The sequence below is a fragment of the Paenibacillus sp. GM2FR genome, assembly GCF_002803325.1.
In the GTDB taxonomy this organism is placed as follows: Bacteria; Bacillota; Bacilli; order Paenibacillales; family Paenibacillaceae; genus Paenibacillus_AQ; species Paenibacillus_AQ lautus.
Genome location: NZ_MKZM01000012.1, coordinates 116,780 through 138,007 on the forward strand (window position 1 = coordinate 116,780; position 21,228 = coordinate 138,007).

Genomic DNA, 21,228 nt, shown 5'->3' on the forward strand with positions numbered 1-21,228 from the left:
AGAAACGATAGGACAAGCGGAGGGGGATTTACATGAACAGCAAGAGAACGGCTGCCTTGACGCAGCAGTTGGTTTATATCGGACCCGCGCTGCTGTTTTTCGGTATTACGATCATTATCCCATTTGTGATGGGGATGTATTACTCGTTTACCAACTGGAATGGTGTATCGGGGAATGTCGAATGGGTAGGACTGGACAATTTCAAACAGATTTTCACAAATGACAGCGCATTCGCACAGTCCTTTTGGTTCACCACCAAGTTTACGATCGTTGGCGTGCTTCTAACGAATCTGGTCGGTTTTTTCCTGGCCTACTTCTTAACGAAAAATATTAGGGCGCGCAACTGGCTGCGGACGATCTTCTTCATGCCGAACGTGATCGGCGGATTGCTGCTCGGTTTCATCTGGCAGTTCATCTTCATAAAGGGCTTTGCCACCGTTGGCGAGGCAACGGGGATTCCGTTCTTTAATCTTCCGTGGCTGGGAGATGAAGTAACCGGCTTCTGGGGCATTATCATGGTCTTTGTATGGCAATCATCAGGCTATCTGATGGTCATCTACATCGCGTCCATTACGAATGTGTCCAAGGAAGTCATGGAAGCTGCCGAGATTGATGGTGCGAACCGGTTTCAAGTGCTCAAGAGCATCATCGTTCCGCTTATCATGCCGGCGGTCACCGTATGTTTATTCCTGGCGATATCCTGGTCCTTCAAAATGTTCGACCTGAACCTGTCGCTCACGAAGGGCGGACCCTACCGCTCCACGGAGTCGCTGGCCATGAACGTGTACAATGAGGCATTCCTGAACAACCGGTATGGACTCGGGACGGCCAAGTCCCTGATCTTCTTCCTGGTCGTTGCCGTCATCACGCTCATTCAAGTCCGTTTAACGAAGCAGAAGGAGGTCGAAGCTTAAATGAGATCGAAGAAACCTCCTATGTCGGCTTCCACGATCGTATTGCAGATTGTGATGGTCATTATTGCGCTGATCTTCCTGGCGCCCTTTTACTTCCTGCTGGTGAACTCGGTCAAATCGCTGGGCGATATTATGGTCGACGCGGCCAACTGGCCAACCGCTTTTCACTTTGACAACTACAGCAAGGCTTGGGAAATGACCCGCTTCCCGGAAGCGTTCGTCAATTCCGTCATTATTACGGTCATCAGTAACCTAATCATCGCCCTGTTGAGCGCGATGGCGGCTTACCGGATGGTTCGGTCCAATACGAGATTCAATCAAATCGTGTTCATGCTGTTCGTATCGGCCATGGTCATTCCGTTCCAATCCATTATGATTCCATTGCTGCAGGTCATTAACTTCCTGGGCGTTAACAACAGTATCGTCGGATTGATTCTCAGTTATCTGGGACTCGGCATCCCGTTGTCGGTCTTCCTGTTCCACGGGTTCGTGAAAGGCATTCCGCTTGAAATCGAAGAGGCCGCCACGGTCGACGGAGCTTCTCCGTTCCGAGTATTTGCCCGTATCGTTATGCCGATGCTGAAACCTATGATGGTTACGGTCATCATCCTGAACTGTCTGTGGGTCTGGAACGACTACCTGCTGCCGTCCTTGATCCTGCAAAGTCCGGAACTGCGGACGATTCCGCTCGCGACCTTTGCTTTCTTCGGACAGTATTCGAAGCAGTGGGATATGGCGCTGCCGGCTCTGGTGCTGGGCATTACGCCGATTATCATCTTCTTCCTGTCATTACAGAAGTATATTGTTGAAGGCGTCGCTGCCGGCTCCGTTAAGGGGTAACGGCAGCCTGGCTTCTTCCAAATCGGTTTTTCCATCTTTATATATAAACAATACTAGGGGGTAGTAAAGATGAACAAAATGAAATTATCACTCGTGATGCTGCTGGCTTTCTCGCTGCTGCTTGCGGCTTGCGGCGGCAAGTCGGAGGAAGGCCAGGGCGGAAGCTCGAACGGAGCTGCCGGCGAAGTTAAGACGGTTAAGATTTTCCAATTCAAAACCGAGATCGTGGACGGCCTGAATGAACTCAAGGTTGAATTCGAGAAGGAATATCCAAACATCAAGCTTGATATTCAAACCGTGGGCGGCGGCGCTGATTACGGTGCTGCACTGAAAACGAAATTCGCATCCAACGATGCGCCTGATATTTTCTCCAACGGCGGCGACGCCGAGATGGAGATGTGGATCGACCGTCTGGAGGATCTGTCCGATCAGCCTTGGGTGAACGATCTGGTGGACATGGCAAAAGAGCCGATGACCAAAGACGGTAAAGTATACGGCATGCCAATGAACCTTGAAGGATGGGGTTACATCTACAATAAAGATTTGTTTGAGCAAGCAGGCATTACCGAGCTTCCTAAAACCTATGCCCAATTGGAAGATGCTGCGAAGAAGCTGGAAGCGGCAGGCATAACTCCTTTTGCGAACGCTTACCAGGAATGGTGGCTGATCGGTAACCAAGGCATTAACCCGGCGTTTGCCCAGCAGGATGATCCGAATGCCTTTATCCAGGGCTTGAACGACGGTACTCAAACATTCGCAGGCAATGCGAAGTTCGAAGAGTGGGCCAAGCTGATGCAGCTGACATTGGATCACGGGAACAAAAACCCGCTGACCACTGATTATAATACGGCCATTTCCCTCCTGGCTACGGGCAAAACAGCCATGATGCAAAACGGCAACTGGGCCCAAACCGAGATTGATGCCATTAATCCGGACCTGAATCTTGGCTACCTGCCGATGCCGCTTGGCGACAATGCGGAGCTAAATGACAAGCTGAACGTTGGCGTACCTGCGAACCTGGTCATTAACAAGGATTCCGCGTCGAAGGAAGAAGCGAAGATCTTCCTGAACTGGTTTGTCACATCCGATATCGGTAAAGAGTACATCGTCAAAAAATTCAAATTCATTCCGGCCTTAAAGACAATTGAAGCAACGCCTGAGGATATGGGCGACCTGGGTTCGTCTGTGTGGGAGTATGTACAAGCTGGAAAGGTACTGCCAAGACAATCCGCGAAGTTCCCTGACGGTGTAGCACAGGAATTCTCCGGTGCGATGCAGGCCTTCTTCGCAGGCAAATCCGATGCGAACAAGATGCTTGAGGATATGCAGACATCCTGGGATAACCTGAAAAAGTAAGGAGCAACGCTCTAATTCAAGTTAGCTAATCGTTCATAAGAGGTATGATCCCTGTCCGACATGACATGGGATGGTACCTCTTTTCTTTAAGATTCATAGTTCGTTGATAGAGGTTTGCTCAGCTAAAGAACGATGAAGGAGGCAATTCGATGATTAATGAACATTTTCCTAAGATATGGTATGGCGGGGACTACAACCCCGAGCAATGGGATAAGGCAACGATGGAAGAGGACCTGCGGATGTTTGAGCTGGCCGGCGTTGACGTGGCGACCCTCAATGTATTCTCCTGGGCCAAAACGCAGCGCGATGAGGACAGCTATGATTTCACATGGCTAGATGAAATTATGGATCGATTGGCAGAGGAGCAGGTCCATGTCTGCTTGGCAACAAGCACGGGGGCGCATCCGGCCTGGATGGCCAAGAAATACCCGGACATCCTGCGCGTTGATTACGATGGGCGCAAACGCAAATTCGGCGGTCGTCATAATTCATGTCCGAACAGCCCGACGTATCGCAAATATTCGGTGCTGATGGCGCGCAAGCTGGCTGAACGGTACAAGGATCATCCGGCATTGGTCATCTGGCACGTCTCCAATGAGTACGGGGGGTATTGCTATTGCGACAATTGCGAGCAGCAGTTCCGCGTCTGGCTGAAAGAGCGTTACGGGACGCTCGATAAGCTGAATGCCGCATGGAATACCGGATTCTGGGGCCATACCTTTTACGAGTGGGACGAGATTGTGGTACCGAACGCGCTCAGCGAAGAGTTCAACGGGAACCGGACGTTCTTCCAAGGGATATCGCTGGACTATCGCCGATTCCAATCCGACAGCCTGCTGGCATGTTACCGGTTGGAGAAGGAAGAATTGAAGAAGGTTACGCCGCACATACCGGTCACCACCAACCTGATGGGATTTTATCCGGAGCTGGATTACTTCGAGTGGGCGAAGCATATGGATGTGGTATCCTGGGACAACTATCCCGCGCTTGATACGCCGGTAAGCTTTACGGCGATGTCGCATAATCTGATGCGCGGGCTGAAAAGCGGGCAGCCGTTCATGCTGATGGAGCAGACCCCGAGCGTTCAAAACTGGTCGCCCTACAATTCCGCTAAGCGTCCAGGCGTGATGAGATTATGGAGTTATCAGGCCGTAGCCCATGGGGCCGATACGATCATGTTCTTCCAGCTCCGCCGTTCCGTGGGGGCATGCGAGAAGTTCCACGGCGCATTGATTGAGCATGTGGGACATGAGCACACCCGGGTCTTCCGGGAATGCGCGGAGCTCGGGCAAGAGCTGCAGCAGCTCGGAGACAAGCTGCTCGACTCCCGTTCGGACGCCAAGGTAGCGATCATGTACGATTGGGAGAATCGTTGGGCGCTGGCGCTGTCAAGCGGACCTTCCAAAGCTTTGAACTACGTAGACGAGGTTCATAAATATTATGATGCGCTGTATCAGCTGAATATCCAGACGGATATCATCAGCGTTGAGGAAGACCTGAGCAAGTACGATGTGGTAATTGCCCCCGTGATGTATATGGTGAAGCCTGGCGTTGCCCAGCGCGTGGAGCAGTTTGTATCCAGGGGCGGAACCTTTGTGACGACCTTCTTCAGCGGCATCGTCAACGAGAACGATCTGGTGACCCTGGGAGGTCATCCCGGCGAACTGCGCAAGGTAACTGGTATCTGGGCCGAGGAGATCGATGCCCTGCTTCCCGGGCAGCAAAATCAGATCAACATGAAGCAGGATTGGGGATCACTGCGTGGAAGTTATCCATGTGGAATTTTGTGCGACGTCATCCATGCGGAGACGGCGGAGGTTCTGGCTGAGTACGGATCCGACTTCTATAAAGGCACGCCTGTTCTGACGAAGAATGCGTTTGGCGAAGGTCAGGCCTATTATGTGGCGAGCAGTCCGGATTCGCAGTTCCTGCAGGGATTTCTTGCCAATCTGTGCGAAGAACAGGGTGTGAAGCCGCTGCTGGAAACACCAGCCGGGGTAGAGGTGGTGGAACGGGTGAAGGATGGGAACTCCTATTTGTTCATCATGAACCACAATGCCGAAGAGATGACGTTTGATGCAGGTTCTGCCAATCAATTCGATCTCCTGGGCAGCCGACAAATTTCGGGCCATGTTACGATTCCGGGAAGGGACGTCATGATTCTGGAACGGACGGCCGCCGTAAGGTCTTAAAGAGGACCATGGAGATTTAACTCGGACCTTGGTTAGGGGGCAAAAGCAGTGAGTATACATTTTCATGAAGATCTGGGGGTATTCCATCTCCAAAGCGATCGATCAAGCTATGTGATTGAGCTTGTGCGGGGCGTTTATCCGGCGCATGCCTATTGGGGGCGTCGTATTCGCGATAACCGCGTCTTAGGATTGCTGGAACGCAGGGGAAGAGCATCCTTTTCGCCGTCGCCGTTTCGCGAAGATGCTTCCTTTTCCCTGGACAGTTTGCCTCAGGAATACCCGGGCTATGGCAGCGGCGATTTCCGGCAGCCTGCGTACCAGGTACAGCTGGCTAACGGGACCACCGTCACCGAAGCGGAATATGTCCGTCACCGGATATACAGCGGCAAACCGAAGCTGGAAGGCTTGCCTGCCGTATACGCGGAACAGGATGCTGAGGCGGATACGCTGGAGCTGGAACTGCTTGATCGGGTAAGCGGCTTGACGATTTATTTGTCTTATACGGTCATGAATGCATTCGATGCCATTACGCGTTCCGTGTCCTTCCGTAATGACAGCAAGGAGAACATTACCCTGCTGAAGGCCATGAGCGCCAGCGTGGATATGAATCATAGCCGTTATGACCTTCTGCATCTCCATGGGGCATGGGCGAGAGAGCGCCATGTGCAGCGCAGAAGGTTATCCCCCGGCATGCAGGGAAATGAGAGCCGCAGGGGTTCAAGCAGCCATAACCATAATCCGTTCCTTGCGCTGCTGTCCGAAGGCGCCGGCGAAGAGCACGGTGAGGTGTACGGCTTCAGCCTTGTATACAGCGGCAGCTTCTCTGCACAGGTTGAGGTGGATCAATACGAAACAGCCCGGGTTACGATGGGATTGAATCCATTCGATTTTTCCTGGCTGCTGGAGCCGGGACAATCGTTCCAGACGCCGGAAGCGGTGATGGTTTTCTCGGCGGAGGGCTTGGGCGGCATGTCCAGACGCTATCATAAGATGTACCGTACAAGGCTGAGCCGGGGGCAATTCCGGGATGCCACTCGCCCAGTATTGGTTAACAACTGGGAAGCGACCTACTTTAACTTTAATGCGGATAAAATCGAGCAAATCGCCAGCGCCGGACGGGATCTCGGCATCGAGTTGTTTGTGCTGGATGACGGCTGGTTCGGCAAGCGAAATGATGATACGACTTCCCTCGGGGATTGGGTCGTTGACAAGAACAAGCTGCCGGAAGGCCTTGAGGATCTCGTGAAGCGGGTTCGCGATCTGGATATGCAGTTCGGTTTGTGGTTTGAGCCGGAGATGGTTTCGCCGGACAGCGATCTGTACCGTCAGCATCCGGACTGGTGCCTGCATGTAGAAGGACGCCGGCGAACGGAAGGGAGACAGCAGCTGATCCTGGACTTCTCCCGCCAGGAAGTAGGCGATGCGGTGGCCGATATGGTTCGTAGCATCCTGAGAAGCGCGCCGATCACCTATGTGAAATGGGACATGAACAGGAATATGACGGAGATCGGGTCGGCCGCGCTGCCGCCTGAGCGCCAGCGGGAAACGGCCCACCGTTATATGCTCGGGTTGTATCGGGTGATGGAGCAGCTGACGACCGAGTTCCCGCATATTTTGTTTGAGAGCTGCTCCGGCGGTGGCGGACGCTATGATCCGGGGATGCTGTATTACATGCCGCAGACGTGGACAAGCGATAACTCCGATGCCGTCAGCCGATTGAAGATTCAATACGGAACGAGCCTTGTGTATCCTCTTAGCTCCATGGGAGCCCATGTATCCGCTGTTCCGAATCATCAGGTGCACAGGAATACTTCACTCCGTACGAGAGGCCATGCGGCGATGTCGGGCAATTTCGGATATGAGCTGGATCTGACGGTCTTCAGTGAACAGGAAAAGGAAGAGGTCCGCGAGCAGGTGAAACTGTATAAGGAGATTCGCCATCTGGTGCAGTTCGGGGATTTCTACCGCCTTCGGAATCCGTTCGAAGGGAACGAAGCAGCCTGGACCATCGTCTCCGAGGATCGATCTGAAGCGGTACTGTATTACTTCCGCATCTTAAGCGAGGCGAATGAGCCGATAGTGTGGCTGCGTACGGCGGGGCTGGATCCGGAAGGGGATTATCGGTGCATTGACGATGGAAACATCTACGGCGGAGACCGACTGATGAACGCCGGATTGGCCATTCCCTCGATGCATGGCGATTTCCAGAGCTTTATTTGGAGGTTCAAACGAGTGTAAGTTGCCATACTCAAGCTTTACGATCTGCGCCTGAGCGCAGCGTTATTTATAACATCGATCCAACATATAGCTGAATCATGCCATAAAAGAACCGCCAGAGATGTAACAGCTCTGGCGGTTGTTGCTGTTTCATTCCGGCTGCCCTTAGGTTGCCGTAATGGAATAGGTGCCCCGGTCCGTTGTGAGCACCACTTGACGGTCTTGGATGTCCGCAGCCGTTAACCCGTCCAGTCCAATGACAAAGGCATTGCTTGGCAGCGGCGCTTCATGGCCGGCCGTGATGACAACGCCGGGGCCGTGCAGCAGCAGCGCATGGCGGTCTCCGTAACCGTCGATGGACTGCTCTTGATGCTGCTGGTGTTCAAATCGTTCCAGCTGTATTTCAATTTGGTCCTGATCCTTCTCTTCTTGCTTGGATATGTGCAGAGTGTGATTGCTTTTGGATTGAAGCCAATGGGTGACCTCTTCGATCGATGGATTCATCATGAACACCTTCCTTGATTTTAGGGTGGCTTCAAATAGTCTGTCCATGAAACCGCAACCTTATTTCAATTACAAGGGGTTCCTTCGTCAGAAAGCATATGAAAAATTAACGCGGATCAAACCCTCTTCATCTATTTACGTGTTAAGATAGTTTAATAATATGGAACAATCGCATGATACATAAGGAGGGGCCATGAGCAAGAAATGGTATTATGTTCTCGCCATCCTGTTCGTAGCCTGCAGCTGGGTCGGGAATGTCTGGTATTATGAATCCAACCAACTGGGAAGAACCGTATTCCTTGAGCATCATGTGGAAACAAGGGAAGGGGGAGGCCGTGTATTTGACTTGTATTATGTAGAAGACAAACGAGCAGACAAGACGCTAAGCTCCATCCGGATCGAAGGTTATCCCGAACAGATCATAACGCCATACCCTCAATATGCAGAGTATCAGAGGCAGGACCTGGGAAAAATAATGGTGAACTTAAATAAACCCGCCCCCGAGGAAGAAGGGACAGGAGAGCAGTTGAAGGAGCCGGTTCTCGTTCGAGAGATTACTGCCCTATACTCCGATGGAACCTCGGAACGAGTGGATATCGGGGAGATTTACATATGGCCTGGCGTATATGATCAGGAAGATCAAGATCCGATATCGTGGACGTCCGGCGGATCCTCTTCCGATAACTCGGGTTACGAATCTGCCGTCGTGAAGCGGTCCCTTCAGTTAACGGCGTTCTCCTCGAAATGGCTGGATATCGCAGAGGAAGGAGATCTCCGAATCCATGTCGACATTTCCAGACAAATACCGGGTACTAGTTACCGGTCTCAGCCTTCGGAAGCACACATCGAGTTAAGAGGTAAACCTATCGACGAGATTCAGCTTCCACTCCAGATGAATAAAGGGGATTCCATAAGAATCAGCCACCAATTTGATATGCCATCGCTTGAGAAGAGCATGAAGGTATATCAGCTGATATTGAGAACCGCCTTTATGGAGGAAGGCCGTCGCTATCGGTATGGAGATACGATGATTCCTTATCATCCAAGGCCGACGGATCAGGAAATGACGGAATTTGTTCGGGAAAGCAGGAGGAAACCATGAGAAGCGCTTATTATCGCATCGTGTGGGGCCTGCTCTTTGTACTGGTCGATCTGAAGATCGAAGTTGTGGATGTATTGCCGGACATGCTGGGATACCTGCTGATTGCTTCGGGATTATGGCGGCTTCAGGCGTTGAACGGATATTTCAGGGCAGGGCATCTGTCAGCCTGGCTGCTGCTGATCTGGTCGGTTCTTTCATTATTCTGGTTTCCTGAGGTGGGGACAGGCGGCGTGCCTATGCAATCTGTGAAGGAGCTGCTGATTCAACTGCCTTCCGTCTGCTTGCATATGGGATTGATATTCGGAATCTGCCGAGGCATTCAAGCCAATTCGGCAGGTGCCGAATCCGGACTGGATCATAAAGCCCGCTTCCGGGGGCATTTATTTATGGCCGCGCAGCTGCTATGGCTTATTGCCTACCCGTTCATGCTAAATTTGGATTCGGGCGATATGATCCCTGTCATTTTTATATGCTCGCTCGCTGTGATGGCTGCCGAGATCGCGGTTCTGCTTCTCGTCAGGCTTGCCGGACGGGAATGGACAGAGGAAACGGAATAAAGTGCAAGACCTCAGTCCGTAATGGCTAACGGAGTTTAGTTTAACTGTTATCTTTGCTGGGATGATAAACAATCGTAACGCCCAGCTGGTTATATATTTCTTCGGTGTAGTGGTGATCCGGGCAATGCTTGATCGTAGCCATGTCTTCCTGCCTGGAAATCAGCTTCTGCTCGCAATCAGGGCAACGGTCCTGGAAAAGGAATTTCAGCTTATTCAACATGATCACCACACACCTCCTTGATTTCCGATACAAATACTTGGGTTTATTATAAATCAACAACGGGGTACATTCAATAGCAATGTGCGCGGTCACGAAATTAAATTGAACGGAGATCGATCACCTTGATAGTGCAGCTTGTAGTCATGATCTTTATAGGTATCATCGGTTCTTTTTTCTCAGGATTGCTGGGAATCGGCGGGGCGATCATTAACTTTCCTTTGCTGCTATACGTTCCTTCCTGGTTTGGATTGGAGGCCTTTACCTCCAAGGAGGTGGCGTCTATCAGCATGCTGCAGGTATTTTTCGCCTCATTGTCAGGCATGATCACCAACCGGATGAGTTCGCGCGGCGGTGAGTCGTACTTTCACAAGCCATTGGTCATTCAGATGGGGATCAGCACCCTGGTTGGGAGTCTGATCGGGAGTTTGTCCTCCATGCTGATGACGAGCGGTACAATTAACGTGATTTACGGTTTTCTGGCGGTTATCGCCGTGTTATTGATGATTGTGCCGACCCGGGCAACCATGGAAAACAGGTCGGTTACCGAGGTAACTTATCATTCAGGGATTGCGATGGGAGCCGCTTTTATTGTCGGCGGCATAGCCGGGATTGTCGGCGCTGGCGGCGCCTTTATCCTGATCCCCATCATGCTGACGATTCTTAAGATACCGACTCGGATAACCATCGCATCCTCACTCGCGATCGTCTTTCTGTCCGCGGTCGGGGGCGTCATCGGCAAAATCGCCTCGGGCGACATCCCGATCTGGCCGTCCTTGTTCGCGGTTGCCGGAAGCTTGATGGGTGCCCCCATCGGCGCCATCATCAGTCGCAAGCTGAACGTCCGACTGCTGCGGTATGCCTTGGCGATTCTCATTGCAGTTACGGCCGTGAAGATCTGGATCGATATTTTAGGGTAAGTAAAGAAGTAGAACCTTATTCATCATAGGGAAGAGGAGGAGATCAAGCATGAGAACCAATCCGCTAGGATCTTCGGAATTGTATGTAAGCGAAATCGGGCTGGGCTGTATGTCACTGGGGACGGATGAGGGACAAGCCGTGAAGCTTATCCATGAAGCGCTGGACCGGGGCGTGAATTTTCTGGACACGGCGGATCTGTACGACGAAGGTCGTAACGAGGAACTGGTAGGCAAAGCGATTGAAGGTCGGCGCAAGGATGTGATCATTGCCACCAAAGTCGGCAACCGTCGTGTACCCGGGCAGGATGGATGGGTTTGGGATCCTTCCAAGGACTACATCAAATCCGCCGTCAAGGACAGTCTTCGCAGACTCGGTACGGATTATATCGATCTCTATCAGCTTCATGGGGGGACGCTTGATGATCCGATTGACGAAACGATTGAAGCTTTTGAAGAGCTGAAGCGGGAAGGGTGGATTCGATACTACGGCATCTCGTCCATCCGGCCGAACGTCATCCGCGAGTATGTCGCGAAATCCAATATCGTCAGCGTCATGAGCCAGTACAGCATCCTGGACCGGAGACCGGAGGAAGCAGTGCTCGATCTGCTTGCTGAGAACGGAATATCCGCCATTGCACGGGGTCCCGTTGCCCGCGGCATCTTGTCCGAACGCGGACAAGCCAAAGCCGAGAAGGGCTATCTGGACTACAGCAAAAATGAGCTGCTTGATGTTCTCAAGGGGCTTGAAGGGGTTGGCCGTGGCACAGATCTGTCCCATCTGGCCATTCGTTATGCTTTGGCCCATGCCGCTGTTGCCTGCACCATCCCTGGAGCAAGCTCGCTCGAACAGCTGCTGCATAACTTGGCGGCGGGAAATAAGGAAGAGTTATCGCCGCAGGACATCCAATCGATCCAGGCGATCAGTCGCGCCAATCAATATGAGGCTCACCGGTAATGATGGGTGCGATAAGCATGTGAATGATCCATCCCGTTAATTTTTTGGGACATGAAATGTTTATGTCCTAAAGGTTTAAGGATGAACCGCATCTTCGCATGTTATAATAACTGAATAAGAGCCTGATGTCAGGTGAATATAGAACATGCCCGCAATCCGCTTTAAGGATCACGGGCTTTTTTGTACCTTATAAATTAATTGGCGTCAAAACGCCTCGAATGCCAAACTTTTTGAGACGATAGTTCGTTCCAAGTAACGTAAACCGCGCGGCTTATGCCATAATCGTTAATGGTGAAAGGATTCTAGAATGATTACCATTGAGCATTTATCAAAAACCTATCGCAAGGGCGCTTGGGCGCTCTTGGATGTTTCTCTACAATTGGATAAAGGCATGACAGGTCTGCTAGGACCCAATGGCGCCGGCAAAACAACGCTGATGCGGATTCTGGCGACCTTATTGACGCCAACCTCCGGACAGGTGAGAGTGAACGGGATATCGATTGGACGGCCGGAGGAGATCCGGCAGATGATCGGGTATTTGCCGCAGCATTTTCACATTTACCCGCAGCTGACCGGCCGAGATTATCTGGATTATGTGGCAGCCATGAAAGGGATCACGGAACGGGGTGCCAGACAGAAGGAAATCTCCAGGCTGCTCGAGATGGTGAATCTCCAGGGGAAGGCAGATAAAAAAGTGCGTACTTACTCCGGAGGAATGAAGCAGCGGCTGGGGATTGCCCAAGCGTTATTGGGATCGCCTGATATTTTGATCGTTGACGAACCGACATCCGGGCTGGATCCTCAGGAGCGTGTCCGGTTTCGTAATGTGTTAACCCGCTTTAGCATCGACCGGACGGTCCTGCTATCCACCCATATCGTTGCCGATATCGAGAGCAACTGCCGTCGTATCGCAGTCATGAACAAGGGGAGATTGGCCATGAACGGCAGTCTGGCTGAACTGCAGGCTTGCGGGAAGGGACAAGTATGGGAAGCGGTCATGAGTCCGGATGAATTTGCCTTGATTGATCCCATGTCCGTCGTGTCTACCCGTACCGTTCCGGAAGGCGTCCTGTGCAGGTTTATCGGCCAAGCGGCCCCGGTTGCAGGGGCGTTTCCCGCGGATCCAACCCTGGAGGATGGATATCTGAGCCTGCTGCGGAGGGATCGCCATGCATAAATGGTGGAGACATAGTCTTCTTGAGCTTCGGCTTTTGTTCGGCAATCCCTTGTTTGCCTCTCTTCCAATCCTCTATACGATTCTGTTCATCATTATGATGCTGCAGGCGGCAAGCGGCAACGGACCGAATCATAATTTATACTCGGCGGCTTATTCATTCCACATGCTGGGTCATACGATGACCCTGGGTCCGGCTATGTTAATTGGCATCTTGTCCATTCGCCGGGATGTCCGCCGTCGATCCTTTGAATGGAATCACAGCTTGCCCGTGTCTTTCTTTACCTTGTTATCGTCGAAATATGTGGTCAGTTTGTTGTACTTTTCCCTGTTCACGTTGTCGACGTCGGTTATATTCTATATCCTGTCGGTTAGCCAGGGAATCGCCGGTCATATTGCGATGATGCATACCATGCAATTTGCTGTGCAGTATGAGGTTTCCTATATGGTGACACTCGCGCTCGCCATGCTTCTCGGGGCAAGCATTCCGAATCGGATCGTTTATTTGATTGGCTTCTGTGCATGGATGTTCGGAACGTTTTTCATGGAAATTTATATTATCAGCGAATTAAGATGGATGCCGGCCCAAGTGTTTCACCTCAACCAATTCTTCCTTCAATCCAATCGGTTTGAATATGAGAATTGGGGGTACGGTCTGTTTAGCGAAGATTTAATGAGTTCCCGGTGGTTCGTGCTGGCCTTCACTTTCCTGCTGCTAACGGTGTGTTTGTTCCTGTTAAACCGCAAGCGCCCTACGATGCTCTTGAAAGCGGGATGGCTCGCAGTACTGGGGGCTGTCGTATTGACGGCAGCTGCCGCGGTACCCTACGGCACGCTATGGGCGGAACGATATGCCCAAATTGATGCGAAGATTGGAGACCCCACGGTTTCTTATATTGATGATCCTGAAGATGGATCTTTCTATCATGTTTCTTCTTATGATCTCAAGCTGAAGCGGCTGCCAAACGATGAACTTCGCGTGATTGCGAAGCTAACGATACCCGCCTCCGAATTATCAGGCACGAGGCAGCTTCCGTTAACCCTGAACCGGATGTTCAAGCTTGAGCGTGTCCAACTCCAGGGTGTTGACGCTCCCTATCACAGACAGGGAGATTGGCTATCGGTAAGGATGATTGGCCATGCCAAGGACGGAGAGATTCAAGCCGAGCTGGAATATAGAGGCAAGGTCATGGACTTTATGGCCGGGTATTCCCGTGAGGAATTTTCGGTTTACAGCGTGGGACCCGAAGTGAAGCTGGATGGTTATATCGCGTGGTATCCGCTTCCCGGTCATCAGCATGTATATTTAAAGAGTGATAACGGAGACCGTCCGCCGAAATATGTGTATCTGGGCTGGGAATTTGGCCGGATGCGTTATTCTTTCGGGGAGATGAAGCTGGAGGTCGAAGGTTATCCGGTACCCTTGTACACGGGGATGCGGGAGCTGGAACGAAGGCCCGGCTACCAGCGGTTTGAGGATAGGGAGATCGAGCAGAATGTCTCTCTGTACGGAGGTCAGTTCTGGAAAGAAATCCACCAGAGTGATCTGCCGATTACCATCGTGACAACGCCATATATGGAGAAGGCATCCGTGTTGATGCTGCGGGATATGAGAAAGAAGTATGACTATTTTTCCAAGTGGGTACCTGCGTTCAACAGCAACGTCGACAAGATCTTATATTTAGGTCAAGGTTTTGACTATCCCCGGGTGGACCATCGTCTGATTCTGTCCTCGAACCAGTACACATACAACCACTCAAACCTGCCCGGCGAATGGATGAACTCGGTTCTGTTCGGCAACCAGGATGGGCTGAATTATTATTTTGAACATCCGGAACGAGATGTGCGCGGAAAGATCAGCAGTCTGTTCTGGTATGTGTATTACGTGGAAGAGAAAGGGCTTAGCGATAAACAACTGAGATCCGCTTACGGAAATCTCCGGTCGGTACAGCAACTGTTGTTCAAAAATGGAGACGGTGATGATCCTCAAAACAAAATAGGGATAAGTATGGCTCAGCAAGTCAGAAGAGCATTGGAAGAAGGCAGAGGAGATCAGGTCAAAGAGCTGCTGGTTCATTTTTACCAGCAAGGGCTGATGCTTCCGAGCACCGAACGGAATTCGTACGTAAGCCCGGAGAGTCCGATTACCTACAAAGAATGGCAGCAGAAATGGGATGCCATGATGAATGTCAAATAATGACGACTATGCACATGCACACGGTCGGTTATAATTGAGAAATAGATATAATGGGAAGATTAGAATGCACATAGAAAGGGGGGGAAGGCATGATTTCCGATCAGCAGCTGTCCGAACGCATGGCTGCCGGCGACCAGGAAGCGTTTGAAATGTTGGTGACGAGGTACCATGGTCCGCTGCTCAGTTATACGACCCAGAGGCTGGCCGATAGGCAAAAAGCCCAGGATATCGTTCAGGAAACGTTTATCCGGCTCATTCGGCATCTGAAGCAGCACGGCACGCTGGAGCATGTTCGCTCCTGGCTTTATCGCGTGGCTCTGAATATGTGCAAGGATTATTGGAAAAGCGCATCATACAGGTCTGAAGGTCTTGCGGGTGAGGAGATGCCGGATGCATACGACCCTGCACCCGGCGCGGAGGAACTCGTGGAGAGGCAGGAAACCTCACTGGAAATTGCAGCATCGCTGGAGAACCTGCCCGATATACAACAGGAAGTCATATCTCTTCGATTCTTCCATGATTTGAAGCTGCAGGAAATCGCCGACCTGGTCGACCTCCCCTTAAGTACGGTGAAAACGCATTTATATAACGGCTTGAGAAAGCTGAAGAAAACATTGTCCATGGAGCATTCCGATTTGGTTCCCGTCCATTCGTCCCGAAGGACGCGGGAGAAGAGTCCTCAGGAACAGGTTCGGAACCGCTCCAAGTCGGAAGAGCCGGATTCGCAGTGCAAAGTAAAAGAAAGTGAGGTGTATCTCCATGGATCATCCATTCGATCATGAATTGAGAAGACTTGAAGACGAGCTTCGCGGCCCGCTTAGACGCGCTGCTCTTCCATCGCCGTCACCGGATGAGACGGCGCAGCTCATTGCGTCTCTTCAGGGAGAGTTCAATTTGCTTAGGATTGAGCCCGAGTCCCCCAAGCTGGATTTTAATCCGCAGGTCGACCCACCCTCATTAAAACAGATTCTTCGGAGCCAGATCCGATTGAACCAAAGATCCATTCTGCTCACAGCAGGCGCTGTATTCTGCATGTTGGTTCTGCTGATCGATCCGGAGTATCCGCTGGATCAGTTTGCCGGATTGCCCGGCGGCATTTTTCCGTTGATTACCCCTCTGCTGCTGATTGTATCGATGCTGTTCAGCAGCCGAACCTGGGATAAAGGGATGCGGGCCGTGGAGACCCTGACCCCATACCCGCCTGCGCTGGTGTTGTATACCCGGCTGCTGCTTGTGACCGGCATCGTTGTCGGAATGGCCTTGCTGAGTACCCTCGCGCTCGGGCTGCGATCCATCCAGGCGGAAACCTCCCGCTTTTTATTCGGCCCCTTTATTCTGGAGTGGATGGGCATTCTGCTGGTGACGGGAGGCGCTGCGATGTATATGCTGTTTCGCAAAGGCATGGTCGTCTCACTGATCTCGGCCATCCTGGTCTACGGAATGTGGATTGTGATTCAGGGACAAATCGTGGATCACGGCGTTTCCATGAGCGGCAAAATGATGACGGACATGGCCCTGCTTGTTATCGGAGTGATTCTGCTCGTCTCTTCTTACGGACGCAGCTTGAAACTGAACGGAGCCTGGAGAATGGCGAATGATTAGGCTGGAAGGACTGGAACGCCAGGCGGGTACGTACCGGCTTGAAATCGACAAAGCGGAGATTCACTCCGGCCTGAACCTTATCGTCGGAGCGAACGGGGCCGGGAAAACCACCTTGATTGAGCTGCTGACCACGCTGCAGGCGCCCGATGCAGGCGAAATTCTGTACAGCGGGCGCAGGGCAGGAGATCATTTGCCGCTGATCCGCAGTCAAATCGGTTATGTCCCGGCAGATATCGAGCTATATGGAGATATGAAGGTCGGCAAGCTGCTGACCTATATGGCCGAATTAAAGGGCGTCTATAACCCGGAGGCCATTGACAGGCTGATGATGGACTTTCGACTGGAGCCCTTCCGCAAGAGCAAGGTCAAGAATTTATCACAAGGGGTGCAGCGGCGCATTGCCGTTGTGCAGGCGCTGCTGGCCTCACCTTCTTTTCTATTCCTCGATGAGCCTTTAAACGGCATGGACGCCGAGGAACGCAAATTCCTGATCACGTACCTGACCAAATACGCCAGGGGCCGTATGGTGATCGTGGCCGCCCACGAGCTGAACGAATGGGAAGAAGCGGCAGATACCGTGATATGGATACACCGCGGTCGCATCCGGTATATCGGTTCACCGACCCAGTGGAAATTGAATGTAGCCTCCAGCGTCTGGGAAGGCGAGATCGATCTGGAAGTCTTCGAGCGGATACCGCAGGAGCTCCTGATTCATTTTCAAATGACGGAACATCACATGAGAGTAAGGCTGATGGGGAAAAAGCAGCCGGGCCCCGAATTTGTGGAGAAGGCGCCTACGCTGGAGGATACCTTTTTCCTACATATGAACGCCTTAGCCAGACGCGGCTGAGTATAGCTTGGATCATGAAAAATCATCGTCTTATTTTGGGCGATGATTTTTGCGTTTTCATCCGTTGGAAGCCGCTTACTTGGTCGTTTTCCCGCGCTTATGCCTCCAATTATAGATCCACGAGGCAACCATGGTGGAAGGCAAAAACAAAATTTGCGTGTTGTAGTGTAGCTGTTCTTCTTGAAACGACATCTTGTTGTAATACGTTTCCTGATCGACCCCTTGCCTCAGGGGATCCTTCTTTAACGCTTCAATATAACGGTACTGCACGGGGATCATGATCAGGAATACGGCAACTAGAACGCCCGCAATAATCCACATCACAGAACTCATAAGTACACCCTCCTAAATATTATCGTTTATGGAAAATCATATAATATTCAATACGTATTTAACCTTGGTATGGATTCATCTATTTACAATAACGAACGCCCGTCATGCTGACTTTGTCAAAAGAAAGCCAATCATCCGATTCAGAACAGGGTAAGGAAGGGTAGGCATGGTGCGTCGTATACGCTGAACAGCGGCGCAATCGTGTATGAATGGATGATGGAGAAGGGAGCGAGATGTAATGGGAACCGTAAGTAATTTAGGAACGGAGAAGGTGGCGCTGGTAACGGGCGCTGGCGCCGGAATCGGACGAGGGATTGCCAAGGTTTTGGCTGAAAAAGGATACCGGCTGGCGATGACCTACAATTCGAGCAAGGATGGAATATCGGACATAGCAGAGGATATTCGCCATACCTATGGCAAGACGCCTCTTATTATTCAAAGCGATTTGACCGTTCGCAGTGAAGCGGAGAATACGATACGAAAGACGATAGAGGAATTTGGCCGGATCGATCTGTTGGTGAACAATGCGGGGATCGGCCTATATGACGAGCTCACGGAGCTTGAAGAGGACGCGCTGGACATGACGGTTCATCTCGATTTTCGAGCGCCGATGCTGCTTAGCAAATATGCCGTCCGGGAGATGATCGCCCAGGGAATACCGGGAAATATCATTTTCATCACGTCCTCCCGAGGAGAGAGGGCTTATCCCAAGGACAGCATATACGGCGGTATGAAGGCAGCGCTTATACGTGCCGCACAATCGCTGGCGCTCGAGTGGGCGCCGCATGGCATCCGCGTAAACTGCGTCGCTCCGGGGGCGACCGTTCACAAGCCGGACCAATCGGCAGAGGATGAACCGCTCGGCAGAAAAGTTCCGCTGGGACGCTTAGGTACGCCTTCGGATATCGGGGAAGCGATTGCTTGGCTCTGCTCGGATGCGGCATCCTATATTACCGGCATTAACCTCCGTATTGACGGCGGTCTGATCTTGCCGGGCATGCCCGAGGATACATCCCCGGAAGCCGGTTATGGATGGGGTAAAGTTTATAAAGAGGAGAAGGAATAAAGCTGTTTTCAGACTGCTTCCAGCATAAAATAATTAATTCCGATGAAATTAGTTGGTTATCACTCTTTTCAAACAAAGGAAAGTATGAGAGAATGGGAGAAATTATGAAACCATAATACTTTCCATATGAAGAAAAGGGAGGAAACACCCATGTCAGAAGAACGCCAATTTTCAATTGAAACCTTAGCGGTTCACGCCGGTCAGGAGCTTGATCCGACCACATTATCCCGCGCTGTCCCTCTGTATCAGACGACTTCCTACGGGTTTAAAGACAGTGAGCATGCGGCGAATCTGTTTGCGCTCAAAGAATTCGGTAACATCTACACGCGTATTATGAACCCGACCACGGATGTGTTTGAGAAGCGGATTGCAGCGCTCGAAGGCGGTGCCGGTGCACTGGCGACATCTTCCGGGCAGGCAGCCATCACCTTCTCCATTCTCAACATCGCGGGCACAGGTGATGAAATTGTTTCTTCCTCTAGCTTGTATGGCGGCACTTATAATTTATTTTCCAATACGCTTGCGAAGCTGGGCATCAAGGTGCATTTCGTGGATTCCACGGACCCGGAAAATTTCCGCAAAGCGATCAATGACAAAACAAAGGCAGTGTTTGCCGAAACGATCGGCAATCCGCAGGGCAATGTGCTGGATGTGGAAGCGGTTGCGGCCATCGCGCACGAGAATGGCATTCCGCTTATCGTAGATAACACCTTCCCAAGTCCGTACTTGCTGCGTCCGATTGAATATGGGGCAGATATCGTCGTTCATTCTGCGACCAAATTCATCGGCGGTCACGGGACCTCCATCGGCGGGGTCATTGTGGATAGCGGTAAATTCGATTGGACGGCAAACGACAAGTTCCCGGGATTGACCCAGCCGGATCCAAGCTATCATGGCGTTGTGTATACGGAGGCAGTAGGTCCGATCGCATACATTATCAAAGCGCGCGTGCAGCTGCTGCGGGATATCGGCGCGTCCCTGTCCCCATTCAATTCCTGGCTGCTGCTGCAAGGGCTGGAAACGCTGCATCTTCGCGTTGAGCGCCATAGCGAGAATGCGCTGAAGGTTGCCAAGTATTTGGAGAGTCACGAGGCGGTGGAATGGGTGAGCTATGCAGGGCTGCCGAGTCACCCTTCGCATGAGCTGGCGAAGAAGTACCTGCCCAAGGGCCAAGGCGCTATCCTGACCTTCGGTATCAAAGGCGGGGCAGCAGCAGGTCAGAAGGTGATCGAGAATGTGAAGCTGTTCTCCCACTTGGCCAACGTCGGCGATTCCAAGTCGCTTATCATTCATCCGGCGAGCACAACGCATCAGCAGTTGACGGAAGACGAGCAGCTTACGGCTGGCGTAAATCCGGAATTGCTGCGTTTGTCGATCGGAACCGAGTCTATCGATGATATCTTGTACGATCTGGGACAAGCTATTGAAGCCAGCCAGAAGTAAGGCAACCTTTATCATTTGAATTGGAATATCAAGGCACTTTCCTCTTTAGGGGAAGGTGCCTTTTCCTTAATTTCAATCGCTAGGACGATTCATGTAATCGATCCAGGGATGCCCGTCCGGAAACTGCGTCCGCAGCGCTTGGGCAAGCCATCCTGCAGCCGCCTGCCGATCGAGGAAGGGCAGAACCTTCCTGAAATCCCGTTCGTCTTTTTCGCGGATGTTCTTGCTCCCTCCTTTATATAGGAGTTGTATCTCCGGTTTCAGAAAAGGAATGCCTTGGTCTGTTTTTAAGGATATATCTTGGAGCGGTCTTCGAATGGACGGTTCTCTGCGATAAACCCAGCTGTCCTGTTCGGTCTCCACCAGCATGATCTGGAATGAAAATGGGGCTTCCTCATTCCGGCTTACCCATACATCGCCAACCGAATGCAAATATTCGCCTTCCTCCCAGAGCGATAAGGTTCCTTGATCCGCTTTGTACAGCGTCCATTCGTTGGCTAATGCAGCGTAAATGGCGGCTTGCTCTTCGCGAAGGATCAGGATATCGATATCGCCGTGTTCTCTAGTCTGTTCTCCCAAATATAAATCCAAAGCCCAACCTCCGGCGATATACCAACGAGCAGGGATTTCAGCAAAAATTTTGACGGCATCCGATACGCTGATCGGTTTCCAATGATCATAATCGGTTCTCATGTTCTACTCTCCTTTTTTCCAGCATTGATCTATCCTCCATTGTAAAGGTTTTATCCTGCTCCTGAAATGATGATAAATAGATAGGGTCAGGCGTCC

Annotated in this window: 20 protein-coding genes; 16 read left to right on the plus strand and 4 right to left on the minus strand. The window is 51.5% G+C overall.

Annotation, left to right across the window (positions count from 1 at the left end; genetic code table 11):
- Positions 1-32 precede the first annotated feature (32 nt).
- The 5 genes from PAEVO_RS31820 (at position 33) to PAEVO_RS31840 (ending at position 7,540) form a co-directional block, all read left to right on the plus strand.
- Positions 33-914: a carbohydrate ABC transporter permease gene (locus PAEVO_RS31820; RefSeq protein WP_100541450.1), complete on the plus strand. Its 882-nt coding sequence runs from the start codon at positions 33-35 to the stop codon at positions 912-914.
- The gene (locus tag PAEVO_RS31825) at positions 915-1,754 is read left to right on the plus strand and encodes a carbohydrate ABC transporter permease (protein ID WP_100541451.1); all 840 of its coding nucleotides are present in this window, start codon (positions 915-917) and stop codon (positions 1,752-1,754) included.
- A 69-nt stretch (positions 1,755-1,823) separates the two neighbouring features.
- The gene (locus tag PAEVO_RS31830; RefSeq protein ID WP_100541452.1) at positions 1,824-3,110 is read left to right on the plus strand and encodes an ABC transporter substrate-binding protein; all 1,287 of its coding nucleotides are present in this window, start codon (positions 1,824-1,826) and stop codon (positions 3,108-3,110) included.
- A 149-nt stretch (positions 3,111-3,259) separates the two neighbouring features.
- Positions 3,260-5,302: a beta-galactosidase gene (locus tag PAEVO_RS31835; protein WP_100541453.1), complete on the plus strand. Its 2,043-nt coding sequence runs from the start codon at positions 3,260-3,262 to the stop codon at positions 5,300-5,302.
- Positions 5,303-5,350: 48 nt separating this feature from the next.
- On the plus strand, positions 5,351-7,540 hold the full coding sequence (locus PAEVO_RS31840) for an alpha-galactosidase (RefSeq protein WP_100541454.1): 2,190 nt from the start codon (positions 5,351-5,353) through the stop codon (positions 7,538-7,540).
- Between the two features lie 144 nt (positions 7,541-7,684).
- Here PAEVO_RS31840 and ymzB read toward each other — a convergent pair whose 3' ends face one another.
- A complete protein-coding gene (gene ymzB, locus PAEVO_RS31845) occupies positions 7,685-8,071 on the minus strand; it encodes a protein YmzB (protein WP_243391013.1) in 387 nt (128 codons plus the stop codon).
- A gap of 145 nt (positions 8,072-8,216) precedes the next feature.
- Here ymzB and PAEVO_RS31850 point away from each other — a divergent pair, with 145 nt between their 5' ends.
- Both PAEVO_RS31850 and PAEVO_RS31855 read left to right on the plus strand, forming a co-directional pair.
- Positions 8,217-9,125, plus strand: coding sequence for a hypothetical protein (locus PAEVO_RS31850; RefSeq protein ID WP_100541455.1), 909 nt, complete (start codon positions 8,217-8,219; stop codon positions 9,123-9,125).
- Positions 9,122-9,682, plus strand: coding sequence for a hypothetical protein (locus PAEVO_RS31855; protein WP_100541456.1), 561 nt, complete (start codon positions 9,122-9,124; stop codon positions 9,680-9,682). Before PAEVO_RS31850 ends, PAEVO_RS31855 begins: the two co-directional genes overlap by 4 nt.
- 40 nt (positions 9,683-9,722) lie before the next feature.
- Here PAEVO_RS31855 and PAEVO_RS31860 read toward each other — a convergent pair whose 3' ends face one another.
- Positions 9,723-9,902, minus strand: coding sequence for a hypothetical protein (locus tag PAEVO_RS31860; RefSeq protein ID WP_071219655.1), 180 nt, complete (start codon positions 9,900-9,902; stop codon positions 9,723-9,725).
- A 122-nt stretch (positions 9,903-10,024) separates the two neighbouring features.
- On the opposite strand from PAEVO_RS31860, the gene PAEVO_RS31865 reads away from it, so the two are divergent.
- The 7 genes from PAEVO_RS31865 (at position 10,025) to PAEVO_RS31895 (ending at position 17,597) form a co-directional block, all read left to right on the plus strand.
- A complete protein-coding gene (locus tag PAEVO_RS31865; protein WP_100541457.1) occupies positions 10,025-10,819 on the plus strand; it encodes a sulfite exporter TauE/SafE family protein in 795 nt (264 codons plus the stop codon).
- A 49-nt stretch (positions 10,820-10,868) separates the two neighbouring features.
- Positions 10,869-11,774, plus strand: coding sequence for an aldo/keto reductase (locus PAEVO_RS31870; protein WP_100541458.1), 906 nt, complete (start codon positions 10,869-10,871; stop codon positions 11,772-11,774).
- A 307-nt stretch (positions 11,775-12,081) separates the two neighbouring features.
- A complete protein-coding gene (locus tag PAEVO_RS31875) occupies positions 12,082-12,951 on the plus strand; it encodes an ABC transporter ATP-binding protein (RefSeq protein WP_100541459.1) in 870 nt (289 codons plus the stop codon).
- Entirely contained in the window at positions 12,944-15,145 is a 2,202-nt protein-coding gene (locus tag PAEVO_RS31880; RefSeq protein ID WP_100541460.1) for an ABC transporter permease, read from the plus strand. Before PAEVO_RS31875 ends, PAEVO_RS31880 begins: the two co-directional genes overlap by 8 nt.
- 89 nt (positions 15,146-15,234) lie before the next feature.
- Positions 15,235-15,927, plus strand: coding sequence for an RNA polymerase sigma factor (locus tag PAEVO_RS31885; protein WP_100541461.1), 693 nt, complete (start codon positions 15,235-15,237; stop codon positions 15,925-15,927).
- Complete coding sequence (locus PAEVO_RS31890; RefSeq protein WP_100541462.1) at positions 15,905-16,747, plus strand: hypothetical protein; 843 nt, start codon at positions 15,905-15,907, stop codon at positions 16,745-16,747. Before PAEVO_RS31885 ends, PAEVO_RS31890 begins: the two co-directional genes overlap by 23 nt.
- Complete coding sequence (locus PAEVO_RS31895) at positions 16,740-17,597, plus strand: ATP-binding cassette domain-containing protein (protein ID WP_100541463.1); 858 nt, start codon at positions 16,740-16,742, stop codon at positions 17,595-17,597. Before PAEVO_RS31890 ends, PAEVO_RS31895 begins: the two co-directional genes overlap by 8 nt.
- A 75-nt stretch (positions 17,598-17,672) precedes the next feature.
- Here the strand turns inward: PAEVO_RS31895 and PAEVO_RS31900 are convergent, their stop codons facing one another.
- A complete protein-coding gene (locus PAEVO_RS31900; RefSeq protein ID WP_100541464.1) occupies positions 17,673-17,930 on the minus strand; it encodes a DUF3949 domain-containing protein in 258 nt (85 codons plus the stop codon).
- Positions 17,931-18,168: 238 nt separating this feature from the next.
- Here PAEVO_RS31900 and PAEVO_RS31905 point away from each other — a divergent pair, with 238 nt between their 5' ends.
- Both PAEVO_RS31905 and PAEVO_RS31910 read left to right on the plus strand, forming a co-directional pair.
- Positions 18,169-18,996: an SDR family NAD(P)-dependent oxidoreductase gene (locus PAEVO_RS31905; RefSeq protein ID WP_100541465.1), complete on the plus strand. Its 828-nt coding sequence runs from the start codon at positions 18,169-18,171 to the stop codon at positions 18,994-18,996.
- A gap of 150 nt (positions 18,997-19,146) precedes the next feature.
- Positions 19,147-20,439 (plus strand): homocysteine synthase, encoded by a 1,293-nt coding sequence (locus tag PAEVO_RS31910; protein WP_100541466.1) that lies wholly within the window; start codon positions 19,147-19,149, stop codon positions 20,437-20,439.
- A 72-nt stretch (positions 20,440-20,511) separates the two neighbouring features.
- Here the strand turns inward: PAEVO_RS31910 and PAEVO_RS31915 are convergent, their stop codons facing one another.
- The gene (locus tag PAEVO_RS31915; RefSeq protein WP_100541467.1) at positions 20,512-21,132 is read right to left on the minus strand and encodes a nucleotidyltransferase domain-containing protein; all 621 of its coding nucleotides are present in this window, start codon (positions 21,130-21,132) and stop codon (positions 20,512-20,514) included.
- Positions 21,133-21,228: the final 96 nt, after the last annotated feature.